This is a genomic window from Halomonas pelophila, assembly GCF_040196315.1.
Lineage (GTDB): Bacteria > Pseudomonadota > Gammaproteobacteria > Pseudomonadales > Halomonadaceae > Halomonas > Halomonas pelophila.
Window position 1 is genome coordinate 174,446 of record NZ_JBEGCI010000009.1, and the last position, 12,619, is coordinate 187,064.

12 protein-coding genes are annotated in these 12,619 nt (G+C 68.7%); 8 read left to right on the plus strand and 4 right to left on the minus strand.

From position 1 onward, the window contains the following. The 6 genes from ABE957_RS11835 (at nucleotide 1) to ABE957_RS11860 (ending at nucleotide 6,980) form a co-directional block, all read left to right on the plus strand. A complete protein-coding gene (locus ABE957_RS11835) occupies nucleotides 1-2,682 on the plus strand; it encodes a [protein-PII] uridylyltransferase (RefSeq protein ID WP_349758896.1) in 2,682 nt (893 codons plus the stop codon). A 142-nt stretch (nucleotides 2,683-2,824) separates the two neighbouring features. Further along, nucleotides 2,825-4,030, plus strand: a complete 1,206-nt coding sequence (gene dapC / locus ABE957_RS11840) for a succinyldiaminopimelate transaminase (RefSeq protein WP_349758897.1) — start codon at nucleotides 2,825-2,827, stop codon at nucleotides 4,028-4,030. Further along, a complete protein-coding gene (locus tag ABE957_RS11845; RefSeq protein ID WP_349758898.1) occupies nucleotides 4,024-4,362 on the plus strand; it encodes a Spx/MgsR family RNA polymerase-binding regulatory protein in 339 nt (112 codons plus the stop codon). The genes dapC and ABE957_RS11845 overlap by 7 nt, the downstream gene beginning before the upstream one ends. A 39-nt stretch (nucleotides 4,363-4,401) precedes the next feature. Further along, on the plus strand, nucleotides 4,402-5,427 hold the full coding sequence (gene dapD, locus ABE957_RS11850) for a 2,3,4,5-tetrahydropyridine-2,6-dicarboxylate N-succinyltransferase (protein WP_349758899.1): 1,026 nt from the start codon (nucleotides 4,402-4,404) through the stop codon (nucleotides 5,425-5,427). Beyond that, nucleotides 5,414-6,586: a succinyl-diaminopimelate desuccinylase gene (dapE, locus tag ABE957_RS11855; RefSeq protein ID WP_349758900.1), complete on the plus strand. Its 1,173-nt coding sequence runs from the start codon at nucleotides 5,414-5,416 to the stop codon at nucleotides 6,584-6,586. Before dapD ends, dapE begins: the two co-directional genes overlap by 14 nt. Nucleotides 6,587-6,593: 7 nt before the next feature. Continuing rightward, nucleotides 6,594-6,980: a hypothetical protein gene (locus tag ABE957_RS11860; RefSeq protein WP_349758901.1), complete on the plus strand. Its 387-nt coding sequence runs from the start codon at nucleotides 6,594-6,596 to the stop codon at nucleotides 6,978-6,980. 196 nt (nucleotides 6,981-7,176) lie between these two features. Here the strand turns inward: ABE957_RS11860 and ABE957_RS11865 are convergent, their stop codons facing one another. Continuing rightward, complete coding sequence (locus ABE957_RS11865; RefSeq protein WP_349758902.1) at nucleotides 7,177-7,641, minus strand: cold-shock protein; 465 nt, start codon at nucleotides 7,639-7,641, stop codon at nucleotides 7,177-7,179. A gap of 99 nt (nucleotides 7,642-7,740) precedes the next feature. Here ABE957_RS11865 and ABE957_RS11870 point away from each other — a divergent pair, with 99 nt between their 5' ends. Then, nucleotides 7,741-7,986: a SlyX family protein gene (locus ABE957_RS11870; protein ID WP_349758903.1), complete on the plus strand. Its 246-nt coding sequence runs from the start codon at nucleotides 7,741-7,743 to the stop codon at nucleotides 7,984-7,986. A 181-nt stretch (nucleotides 7,987-8,167) separates the two neighbouring features. Here ABE957_RS11870 and trxB read toward each other — a convergent pair whose 3' ends face one another. Continuing rightward, nucleotides 8,168-9,118 carry a thioredoxin-disulfide reductase gene (gene trxB / locus ABE957_RS11875; protein WP_349758904.1) on the minus strand — a complete coding sequence of 317 codons (951 nt, stop codon included), beginning with the start codon at nucleotides 9,116-9,118 and terminating at the stop codon, nucleotides 8,168-8,170. Between the two features lie 152 nt (nucleotides 9,119-9,270). Continuing rightward, nucleotides 9,271-9,480 carry a zinc ribbon domain-containing protein gene (locus tag ABE957_RS11880; protein WP_349758905.1) on the minus strand — a complete coding sequence of 70 codons (210 nt, stop codon included), beginning with the start codon at nucleotides 9,478-9,480 and terminating at the stop codon, nucleotides 9,271-9,273. Nucleotides 9,481-9,664: 184 nt separating this feature from the next. On the opposite strand from ABE957_RS11880, the gene acnA reads away from it, so the two are divergent. Next, nucleotides 9,665-12,409 (plus strand): aconitate hydratase AcnA, encoded by a 2,745-nt coding sequence (gene acnA, locus ABE957_RS11885; protein WP_349758906.1) that lies wholly within the window; start codon nucleotides 9,665-9,667, stop codon nucleotides 12,407-12,409. A 118-nt stretch (nucleotides 12,410-12,527) separates the two neighbouring features. Here the strand turns inward: acnA and ABE957_RS11890 are convergent. Next, nucleotides 12,528-12,619 (minus strand): IS3 family transposase (locus ABE957_RS11890; protein ID WP_349758910.1); only part of this gene is annotated, 92 nt, incomplete at its 5' end.

Below are 12,619 nucleotides of genomic sequence, written 5' to 3' on the forward strand. Positions count from 1 at the left end.
ATGCTGCTGCACCATTATCGCTTCGTGCCCGACCCTAGCCTCTTCGACGTCGAGGCCTTCCGGGCCGAGCTCGCCGGCGAGCGCTCCCCCATCGCCCCCTTCAAGTCGGCGCTGCGGGGCATCCAGGCCCGTCTCGACGAGCGCTTCCGCGCCGGGGCCGACATCCGCGATCTGGTGCACGGCCGGGCCTGGTGCCTGGACCGTCTGCTGGCCATCGCCTGGGAGCAGCACGACTGGCCCGACAAGGGCGTGGCGCTGCTCGCCGTGGGCGGCTACGGCCGCGGCGAGCTGCATCCCCACTCCGACGTCGACCTGCTGCTCCTGCTCGAGGCGGACGACGACACGCCCTACCGCGAGCCGCTGACCGCCTTCATCACCTTCCTGTGGGACATCGGCCTGGAGATCGGCCACAGCGTGCGCTCGCTCGCCGACTGCGAGCGCGAGGCCGAGGCCGACGTGACGGTGATCACCAACCTGCTCGAGACCCGCACCCTGGCCGGCCCCGAGCGGCTGCGCGAGGCGATGCAGGCGCGCCTCGCCACCGACCGGCTGTGGCCGGCGGATCGCTTCTTCGAGGCCAAGTGGCAGGAGCAGATCAGCCGCCACTACCGCTACAACAACTCCGAGTACCACCTCGAGCCCAACATCAAGAGCTCGCCGGGCGGGCTGCGCGACATCCAGATGATCGGCTGGGTGGCCAAGCGCCACTTCGATACCGAGCGCTACGAGGACCTGGTCGCCGGCAGCTTCATGAACGACGCCGAGCTGCGCATCCTGAGCCAGGGCCAGGCCTTCCTGTGGCAGGTCCGCTACGCCCTGCACATGCTCACCGACCGCGCCGAGGACCGGCTGCTCTTCGACCACCAGCGCACCATCGCCGAGCTGTTCGGTTTCCGCGACAGCCCGGAGCGCCTGGCCGTCGAGCAGTTCATGAAACGCTACTACCGCCACGTCACGGCGCTGGCCGGTCTCAACGACATGCTGCTGCAGCACTTCGACGAGGCCATCCTGCACGCCGGCCAGGAGCTCCCCACGGTGCCGCTCAACGAGCGCTTCGAGATCAAGGGCAGCTACATCCAGGCGCGCTCGCGCAACGTCTTCCGCAAGCGCCCCTCGGCACTGCTCGAGCTCTTCCTGCTGATGGCCGAGCACCCGGAGATCGAGGGCGTGCGCGCCGCCACCATCCGCCTGCTGCGCGATCATCGCCACCAGATCGACGACCTGTACCGCGACGACCTGCGCCACCAGAGCCTGTTCATGGCACTGTTGCGCTCCGGCGGCAACGTCGCCCGTCAGCTCCGGCGCATGAACCGCTACGGCCTGCTCGGCAAGTACCTGCCCGAATTCGGCCAGGCGGTGGGGCTGATGCAGCACGATCTCTTCCACATCTACACCGTGGATGCCCACACCCTGCGCCTGCTCAAGTGCATCCACGGCTTTCGCAAGCCCGAGGCCCGCGAGGAGTTCCCGGTGGCCGCCACCCTGATCCACCAGCTGCCCAAGCTGGAGCTGCTGTGGATCGCCGGGCTCTACCACGACATCGGCAAGGGCCGCGGGGGCGATCACTCAATCCTCGGCGCCCGGGATGCCGAACGCTTCTGTGAGCGCCACGGGCTCTCGAGCCGCGACACCCGCCTGGTCAGCTGGCTGGTGGAGCACCACCTGATGATGTCCATGGTGGCCCAGAAGCGCGACACCACCGACCCGGACGTGATCGCCGAGTTCGCCCGCCTGGTCGGCGACGAGACCCGGCTCGACTACCTCTACGTGCTGACGGTGGCCGACATCAACGCCACCAACCCGACGCTGTGGAACGGCTGGCGCGCCTCGCTGCTGCGCCAGCTGCACGGCGAGACCAAGCGCGCCCTGCGCCGCGGCCTCGAGAACCCCCTGGAGCGCGACGACTGGGTGCAGGAGACGCGCAGCGAGGCCCACTCGCTGCTGGCCACGGTGGGCGCCGACATGGCCCGGGTCGACCGGCTCTGGGAGTCGCTGGGCGAGGACTACTTCCTGCAGTACGCGCCCAGCGAGATCGTCTGGCAGACCCAGGGCATCCTCGACCACGGCGACAGCCAGCTGCCGCTGATCCTGATCAACGCCCCCACCGACGACATGGCCGAGGGCGGCACCAAGGTGTTCATCCACACCCGCTCGGTGGACGACCTGTTCGCCGCCACCGCCGCCGCCATGGACCAGCTGGGACTGTCGATCCACGACGCCCGCATCGCCACCTCCAGCAACGACTGGACGCTGAACACCTTCATCGTGCTCGACGATCACGGCCAGGCGATCCGCGACCGCGAGCGCATCGCGGCGATCCGCCGCCACCTGGTGGAGGAGCTCGACGACCCGGACGACTACCCGCAGATCGTCACCCGCCACACCCCGCGCCAGCTCAAGCACTTCCGCGTGCCCACCGAGGTCAGCATCGAGCAGGACCCGGCCAACGAGCGCACCCTGCTCGAGGTGGTCGCCCCCGACCGCCCCGGCCTGCTGGCCCGGGTGGGGCGCATCTTCATGGAGCAGGACATCGCCCTGTCGGCGGCCAAGATCGCCACCCTCGGCGAGCGGGTCGAGGACGTCTTCTTCATCACCGACAAGGCCGGCGCGCCGCTCACCGATCCCGGGCGCCAGCAGCAGCTGCGCGAGCGGCTCATCGAGGTGCTCTCGGTCGCCGGATGAGCGTGAGGGGCGACCGGCGTTTGAGGCCGCCCCGGGGCTTCCCTATAATCGACGCCCTCCCCGCCCGCGAGCCTCACCCCGCGCGGGGTCACCACCGATAACGACGCCGGCGCTCGAACGCCCAAGGCGCACCTGGACACCCATGAACCCCGACCTCGACGCCCTCAAGCCCTACCCCTTCGAGAAGCTCGCCGCCCTCAAGGCCGGCGTGACGCCGCCGGAGGGGGTATCGCCCATCTCGCTGACGATCGGCGAGCCCCAGCACGCGCCCTACGCCGCCGCGCTCCAGGCGCTCGACGACCACCGCCAGGCCTTCGCCCGCTACCCGGCCACCGCCGGCATCCCGGAGCTTCGCGGCGCCATCGCCGACTGGGCGACCCGGCGCTTCGGCCTGGCGGGCCTCGACGCCGACCAGCAGGTGCTGCCGGTCAACGGCACCCGCGAGGCGCTCTTCGCCTTCGTGCAGGCGGCGCTGGATCGCACCCGCCCCGCCCGGGTGGCCATGCCCAACCCGTTCTACCAGATCTACGAGGGGGCGACCCTGCTCGCCGGCGGTCAGCCGCTCTACCTGGACTGCCGCACCGAGACGGGCTTTCGCCCGGATATTGAGGCGGTGCCGGCCGAGACCTGGCGCGAGGTCCAGCTGGTGTTCGTCTGCTCCCCGGGCAATCCGACCGGGGCGGTAACGCCGCTGGCGGAGTTCGAGCGGCTGCTCGAGCTCGCCGACGAGCATGATTTCATCATCGCCTCCGATGAGTGCTATTCCGAGCTCTACCTGGACGAGGCCGCGCCGCCTCCGGGGCTGCTCGAGGCCTGCGCGCGCCTGGGCCGCCACGACTACCGGCGCTGCCTGGTGTTCCACTCGCTCTCCAAGCGCTCCAACCTGCCGGGGCTGCGCTCGGGCTTCGTGGCCGGCGATGCCGCGCTGATCGCGCCCTTCCGGCGCTACCGCACCTACCACGGCTGCGCCATGTCGCTGCCGCTGCAGCACGCCTCCATCACCGCCTGGAACGACGAGGCCCACGTGCGCGCCAACCGCGACGCCTACCGCGAGAAGTTCGCCGCGGTCACCGAGATCCTCGCCCCGGTGCTAGACTTCCCCGCCCCCGAGGCGGGCTTCTACCTGTGGCCCGCGGTGCCGGGCGGCGACGACGCGGCGTTCGCCCGCGCCCTCTACGCCGAGGAGAACGTCGGCGTGCTGCCCGGCAGCTATATGGGTCGTGAGGGACACGACGGCACGAATCCCGGCGCCGGACGCCTGCGCCTCGCCCTGGTAGCCGAGGTGGAGGCCACCGCCGAGGCCGCGCGCCGGATTCGCCGCTTCATCGAGAGGAGCCCCCGATGCTGACGCTCTATGTGATCAAGAACTGCGACACCTGCCGCCGCGCGCGCAAGGCCCTGGACGAAAGGGGCATCCCCTTCCAGGTCCACGACCTGCGCGAGGACGGCCTCTCGGCCCCGCTGCTCGAGCACATCCTGCACCGGGTGCCGCTCATGGAGGTGCTCAACAAGCGCAGCACCACCTGGCGCCAGCTCGGCGACGAGGAGAAGGAGAACCTCGACGCCAACTCGGCCCGCGAGCTGCTGCTGGCGCACCCCACCCTGCTCAAGCGACCGCTGCTGGAGAACGGCGACGAGATTCTCGTCGGCTACCGCGACGGCGACTACGACTCACTCTAGGGGCGCTCCGCCCCTCCCACGCTTTCAGAGGACACCCCCATGCTGAGCTTTGCACTCGGAATCGGCACCCAGAACACCCAGGGCGACTGGCTGGAGATCTACTACCCGGCCCCGCTGCTCGGCCCGGACGCGAGCCTGGTGGCCGCCGCCGCCGAGGTGCTCGACGCCCCCGACGGCAACGCCGCGGTGAGCTTCCTGCCTGAGCAGTGCGGCGCGCTGGCCGGGGCGCTGCGTGACGCCGGCCACCCGGAACAGGCCGAGCTGGCCGAGACCCTGGCCGCCAGCCAGCGCCCGCTGGTAGCGATGTTCCTCGACGTGGATGCCCCGCCGCAGAGCGCCCCGGAGGTCTACCTCAAGCTGCACCTGCTCTCCCATCGCCTGGTCAAGCCCCACGGCCTGGATCTCACCGGCATGTTCGGCCTGCTGCGCAACATCGCCTGGTCCAGCGAAGGCGCCATCGACATCGAGGAGCTGCCGGCGCGTCGCCTCAAGGCACGCCTGGAAGGCCGCCCGCTCTCCGTGGACTGCGTCGACAAGTTCCCCAAGATGACCGACTACGTGGTGCCGACCGGCGTGCGCATCGGCGACACCGCCCGGGTGCGCCTGGGCGCCTACCTCGGCGAGGGCACCACGGTGATGCACGAGGGCTTCATCAACTTCAACGCCGGCACCGAGGGGCCGGGCATGATCGAGGGCCGCATCTCCGCCGGCGTGATGGTCGGCAAGGGCTCGGACCTGGGCGGCGGCTGCTCCACCATGGGCACCCTTTCCGGCGGCGGCAACATCGTCATCAAGGTCGGCGAGGGCTGCCTGATCGGCGCCAATGCCGGCATCGGCATCCCGCTGGGCGATCGCTGTACCGTGGAGTCTGGCCTCTACCTGACCGCCGGGGCCAAGGTCACCGTGCTTGATGATCAGGGCCAGGTCGCCGACACCGTGGCCGCCCGCGACCTCGCCGGCCAGGACGACCTGCTGCTGCGCCGCAACTCCCAGAACGGCCGCATCGAGTGCCTGACCAACAAGAGCGCCATCGCGCTGAACGAGGCGCTGCATGCCCACAACTGAGGCCGCCGAACTCTCGCCGACCCTGGCGCTCGCCTGCGAGCTGATCCGCCGCCCCTCGGTGACGCCGGATGACCTGGGCTGCCAGGCGCTGATGATCGAGCGCCTGGAGGCGCTCGGCTTCCATATCGAGCGCCTGCCCTTCGGCGACGTGGAGAACTTCTGGGCCACCCGCGGCCACCACGGCCCGCTGCTGGCCTTCGCCGGCCACACCGACGTGGTGCCGAGCGGCCCCCACACCCAATGGGATACCCCGCCCTTCGAGCCCGTCATCGACGACGACGGCATGCTCCGGGGCCGCGGCGCCGCGGACATGAAGGGCAGCCTGGCGGCGATGGTCACCGCGGTGGAGCGCTTCGTGGCGGCCCATCCGGACCACCACGGACGGATCGGTTTTTTGATCACCTCCGACGAGGAGGGCCCGGCGGTGGACGGCACCCGCGCCGTGGTCGAGCACCTGCGCGAGACCCACGACCGCCTCGACTACTGTATCGTCGGCGAGCCCTCCTCCACCGAGCGTCTCGGTGACGTGATCAAGAACGGCCGGCGCGGCTCGCTGGGCGGCGTGCTGCACGTCAAGGGCATCCAGGGTCACGTGGCCTACCCGCACCTGGCGCGCAACCCCATCCACCAGGCGATGCCCGCCCTGGACGCCCTGGCTCATGAGCACTGGGACGAGGGCAACGCCTTCTTCCCAGCCACCAGCTTCCAGATCTCCAACCTCCGCTCGGGCACCGGCGCCACCAACGTCATCCCCGGCGACGTGGAGGTGGTGTTCAACTTCCGCTTCTCCACCGAGGTGACCCACGAGCAGCTCCGCGCCCGCACCGAGGCGCTGCTCGATGCCCACGGCCTCGACTACCGGCTGGACTGGACGCTCAACGGCGAGCCCTTTCTGACCGCCGAGGGCGACCTGGTCGAGGCCGCCGTGGCCGGCGTGGAGGATGCCGTGGGGATCCGGCCGACGCTCTCCACCTCCGGGGGCACCTCCGACGGGCGCTTCATCGCCACCCTGGGCAGCCAGGTGGTCGAGCTCGGCCCCTGCAACGCCACCATCCATCAGGTCAACGAGCGGGTGCGCGCCGCCGATCTCGACGACCTGAGCCGAGTCTACGAGGCGATCCTCGAAAGGCTCTTCGTCAACGGCACGGCCCGGTCCTGAGGCACCCATGGAATCCTATCCCGATATCGAGATCTATCTGGCCCGCGGCGACGTCGCGCGCCTGGACGCCTGGCTCGCCGAGGCCATCGGGGCCGAGGCGCTGACCCCCGCCGGCAAGCGCCAGTGGCGCACCCGCGGCGGCAAGGACGAGGCCCCGGTGGCGGTGCTGCTGGTGGAGAAGGCCGCCGACGGCTTCGCCAGCCTGTGGTTCGACAGCCCTCACACGCCCTGGGCGACGGACGCGGAGTGCGCCCGGGAGGCCGCCAGGCGGCTGGAGTGCGAGGTGCGCTGCTCGCTGGGCGGCTGGCAGCCCGGCGACGACCCGGACCGCTTCCTGCAGGTGCTGCCCGACGGCACCGAGCAGCCGATCGACTGGCCCGATTCCGGGCAGTGAGCCCCGGAAACGACATCGCCCCGCAGGTGCGGGGCGATGTGTCTAAAGGCTTGAAACCAGCATGTTTACAAGCTAGAAGCTGCCGAGCGATGGCCGGGCTAGGCGGAAGCGCGGCGTGAGAGCGGAGTTTACTTTAGTAAATGAGCATCTCGCGTCGCGCTTCCAACAACGCCTGGGCGAGCGCAGGCGCTTCGATTCAGGTAATGACGGTGACGTCGTCGGCTTGAAGCCCCCGCTCATTCTGGATGACGTGGTAACGCACCTTCTGGCCCTCGGCCAGGGTACGATGCCCGCGCCCGCGAATGGCCCGGAAGTGCACGAAGACATCCTCGCCATCGTCGCGGGTGATGAAGCCGTAACCCTTGTTGACGTTGAACCACTTGACCTCGCCGATCTCGCGATCGTCATCCTCGACCTCGGCCAGGTTGACCAGCTGCGGCGTCAGCGCGTTGAGCGCCAGGGTGGCGATCAGCAACAGCAGGAACACCGCGACCGCGGCGGCAAAATAGACCGCGGCCACGCCGCCGACCTCGAGACTGGCAAACAGCTCACGGGACAGCACGCCGCCGGTGAGATGGACAAGCAGGGCGATCAGCAGCGGCGCCGGAGCGGCCAGCAGCAGGCTGATGAGACTGCAACGAAACACGACCTTTCGATTCATGGACCTGTAAAACTCTCTGGTAGTGGTGAAAGGAAGAAAGGGACCCTCATGCATGAAGGTGCCACGATGAACGGTGACACGCAGCACAAGGATTCTATCATGAGCGATGCAACGACGCCTGACGAGCTGGCCCGCCGCCTGGAGGCCATGGAGAGCCGGATCGCCTACCAGGAGCATTGGCTCGACACCCTGGACGAGGCCGTGGCCGGCCAGGAACGGCGCCTGACCCAGCTCGAACGGATCAACGCGCTGATGCAGGAGCGGCTGCGCGACCAGCAGCGGGCGCTGCAGGAGGGAGACGCGTCCGCCTCCCGCCCCGAAGACGAGCGACCGCCTCACTACTGACACTAGGGACAAGGAAATATTGGCGCCACCACCATGGTGAGCGGCGCCGGGGACAGGCCTGGAGGGGGTCTTTGTCCAGGGAAGGAAAAAGTAGCCTACAGGGACGTATTCACGGCGCCCCCGATCAGGCCTGTCCCCGGGAAAGCCGCGACCTCACGCCATAAAGACCGCGACTCGTCGCTTACAGCTCGTCGAGGTAGCGCTCGGCATCCAGCGCCGCCATGCAGCCGGTGCCGGCGGAGGTCACGGCCTGGCGATAGACGTGATCCATGACGTCGCCGGCGGCGAACACGCCCGGCACGCTGGTGGCGGTGGCGTTGCCCTCGAGGCCCGACTGCACCCGGATGTAGCCGCCGGCCATCTCCAGCTGCCCCTCGAAGATGCCGGTGTTGGGGCTGTGACCGATGGCGATGAACACGCCCGGTGCCGCCAGCTCCCTGGTCTCGCCGCTCTCGGTGGAGCGCAGTCGCACGCCGGTCACGCCGCTGTTGTCGCCCAGCACCTCGTCGAGGGTCTGGTTCCACTCGAGCACCACGTTGCCGTTCTCGGCCTTCTCGAAGAGCTTGTCCTGGAGGATCTTCTCGGCGCGCAGGCTATCGCGGCGATGCACCAGGGTCACCTTCGAGGCGATGTTGGAGAGGTAGAGCGCCTCCTCCACGGCGGTGTTGCCGCCGCCTACCACCACGACCTCCTGGTTGCGGTAGAAGAAGCCGTCGCAGGTCGCGCAGGCCGAGACGCCCTGACCCATGAACGCCTGTTCGGAGGGCAGCCCCAGGTAGCGGGCGCTGGCGCCGGTGGCGATGATCAGGGCGTCACAAGTGTAGGTGCCGCCATCACCCTTCAGGGTATAGGGCGCCTCGCGCAGCTCGACCTCGTTGATGTGATCGAACAGCACTTCGGTGTCGAAGCGCTCGGCGTGGCGCTTCATGCGCTCCATCAGCTCCGGGCCCTGCACGCCGGCGTCGTCGCCTGGCCAGTTGTCGACGTCGGTGGTGGTGGTCAGCTGTCCGCCGGCCTGGATGCCGGTGATCAGCAGCGGCTTGAGGTTGGCACGGGCCGCATAGACGGCTGCCGTGTAGCCGGCGGGGCCGGAGCCGAGGATGATCAGGCGTTCGTGACGCGCGTCGCTCATGGAATGACCTCGTGGAGTCGGGAATGGCACAGTGGGCTGGGCGATGCCGACGGATGCCGGCATGGCGCAGGCCGCTGGACGATATTAGTTAGTGCGGTAAGCCCTAGGATGCGATGTTCTTGCGGCCCCGGGACGCAGGGGCGCAGCGCGGGCTAGAGCACGTCGTCGTCGCGCCCCAGCATCAGCGAGTCGAGCTCGCCGCTGACCGGCGAGACCTCGATGCGCAGCTGGATCGGGGCACAGCACCGCGGGCAGTCCTCCCAGGTGGCGTGACTGCCTTGGGAGAGGTCGACCAGCAGGTCGAACGGCGTATCGCAGTAGGGGCAGTGCACCTCCCGCGACTCGAGCTGTTCCTCGTTCATTCGACGTTCACCGCCCTCGTGTGATGTTGCAGCAATATGGAGGGCCAGGCCCGCCATTTCAAGGGCGCCCGGCCGCTGCCGGTCCCGGGCAGCGCTTGAAAACGCCTTCTATCATGACCATGTAGCGAGGAGGTGCCAGGATGGTGACCCCTACTCCCCGCGATGCGAAAGGAGGACAGACAGCATGAGCAACGACTCCCTACCGGATACCATGGAGACGCTGGACGCCGGCGGCCATACCTACCACTTCCACAGCCTGCCCAAGGCCGCCGAGGCGCTCGGCAACATCGATCGACTGCCCAAGACGCTGAAGATCCTGCTGGAGAACCAGCTGCGCTTCGCCGATGACGAGAGCGTCGAGCGCGCGGACCTGCAGGCGCTGGTCGACTGGCAGCAGCAGGGCCACTCCGATCGCGAGATCGGCTATCGGCCGGCCCGGGTGCTGATGCAGGACTTCACCGGCGTTCCCGGTGTCGTCGACCTGGCCTCCATGCGCGCCGCGGTGGAGTCGCTCGGCGAGGACCCCGCTCGCATCAACCCGCTCTCGCCGGTGGACCTGGTCATCGATCACTCGGTGATGGTCGACAAGTTCGGCAACCCCACGGCGTTCAAGGACAACGTGGCCATCGAGATGGAGCGCAACCACGAGCGCTACGAATTCCTGCGCTGGGGCCAGCAGGCCTTCGACAACTTCCGCGTGGTGCCGCCGGGCACCGGCATCTGCCATCAGGTCAACCTGGAGTACCTGGGCCAGACCGTGTGGACGAAGGATCAGGACGGCAGGCCCCTGGCCTACCCCGACACCCTGGTCGGCACCGACTCCCACACCACCATGATCAACGGCCTGGGCGTGCTCGGCTGGGGCGTCGGCGGCATCGAGGCCGAGGCGGCCATGCTCGGCCAGCCGGTCTCGATGCTGATTCCCGAGGTGGTGGGCTTCAAGCTCACCGGCAAGCTGCGCGAGGGCATTACCGCCACCGACCTGGTGCTGACCGTCACCGAGATGCTGCGCAAGAAGGGCGTGGTGGGCAAGTTCGTCGAGTTCTACGGCGACGGCCTCAAGGACCTGCCGCTGGCCGACCGCGCCACCATCGCCAACATGGCGCCGGAGTATGGCGCGACCTGCGGCTTCTTCCCGGTGGATGACGAGACCCTCACCTACATGCGCCTGACCGGCCGCGACGATGCCCAGCTGGCGCTGGTCGAGGCCTACAGCAAGGCGCAGGGTCTGTGGCGCGAGCCCGGCGACGAGCCGATCTTCAGCGACACCCTGGCGCTGGACATGACCAAGGTCGAGGCGAGCCTGGCCGGCCCCAAGCGGCCCCAGGACCGGGTCGCCTTGAAGGACATGAAGACCACCTTCGCGACGCTGCTGGCCGACAACGGCGACAAGGCCACGGAGGAAGAGCAGGGCAATTGGCAGTCCGAGGGCGGCCAGACCGCCGTGGGTGTCGAGGAGAGCTACGAACACCACACCAGCCAGGACGTCGACCTCGACGGCAAGAGCTTCAAGCTCAACCCGGGCGCCGTAGTGATCGCCGCCATCACCTCCTGCACCAACACCTCCAACCCTAGCGTGATGATGGCCGCCGGCCTGCTGGCGCGAAAGGCTCGCGAGAAGGGGCTCGCCACCCAGCCGTGGGTCAAGACCTCCCTGGCACCAGGCTCCAAGGTGGTCACCGACTACCTGGCCGCCGGCGGCGTGCAGGAGGACCTGAATGCCTTGGGCTTCCACCTGGTGGGCTACGGCTGCACCACCTGCATCGGCAACTCCGGTCCGCTGGCCGAGCCCATCGAGGAGGCCATCAACGACAGCGACATGACCGTCGCCTCGGTGCTCTCGGGCAACCGCAACTTCGAGGGCCGGGTGCACCCGCTGGTCAAGACCAACTGGCTCGCCTCGCCGCCCCTGGTGGTGGCCTATGCGCTGGCCGGTAACGTTCAGCTCGACCTGACCCGCGACCCGCTGGGCACCGACCAGGACGGCGAGCCGGTGTTCCTCAAGGACATCTGGCCGAGCCAGGCGGAGATCGCCGAGGCCGTGGAGCAGGTCAACACCGAGATGTTCCGCAAGGAGTACGCCGAGGTCTTCGACGGCGACGAGGTCTGGAAGGCCATCGAGGTGCCGAAGAGCAAGGTCTACCAGTGGTCCAAGGACTCCACCTACATCCAGCACCCGCCCTTCTTCGAAGGCATGGGCCGCACCCCCGAGGCCATCGAGGACGTCGAGGACGCCCGGGTGCTCGCCCTGCTGGGCGACTCGGTGACTACCGACCACATCTCCCCGGCCGGCGCCATCAAGCCCGACAGCCCCGCCGGGCGCTACCTGCAGGAGCACGGCGTCAAGCCGGTGGACTTCAACTCCTACGGATCGCGGCGCGGCAACCACGAGGTGATGATGCGCGGCACCTTCGCCAATGTGCGCATCAAGAATGAGATGCTCGATGGCGTGATCGGCGGCGAGACCCGCCACGTGCCGAGCGGCGAGCAGATGGCGATCTACGATGCCGCCATGCGCTACCAGCAGGAGGGCACGCCACTGGTGGTGATCGCCGGCAAGGAGTACGGCACCGGCTCCAGCCGCGACTGGGCGGCCAAGGGCACCCGCCTGCTCGGGGTCCGCGCGGTGCTGGCCGAGTCCTACGAGCGCATCCACCGCTCCAACCTGATCGGCATGGGCGTGGTGCCACTGCAGTTCCCGGAGGGCGAGAGCCGCACGACGCTGGGCCTGACCGGCGAGGAGACGGTCTCCATCGAGGGGCTCAGGGAGCTCACCCCGGGCGGCAAGGTCACGGTGAGCATCGCCTCCGACAAGGGCGAGAAGACGATCGAGGCGCTGTGCCGCATCGATACCGAGAACGAGCTGGAGTACTACCGCCACGGCGGCATCCTCCACTACGTGCTGCGCAAGATGATTGGGTCGGCCTGACAGGACCGCCTAGGCGGGGCCGCCTGACCAGGAAGGCCTGACCAACAGCGCATTATCGCGCCACTAGCAAAAGCCCCGCCGGGACACTGAACTGACCCCCAATAGTTGGACGGTTCATTCAGCCAGCGCCCAAGGCCTGAGTCCTGTACTGCACGGGGCTCAGGCCTTTTAGTTTCAGCCTGATGCGTTCGTGGTTGTAGTAATGGATGT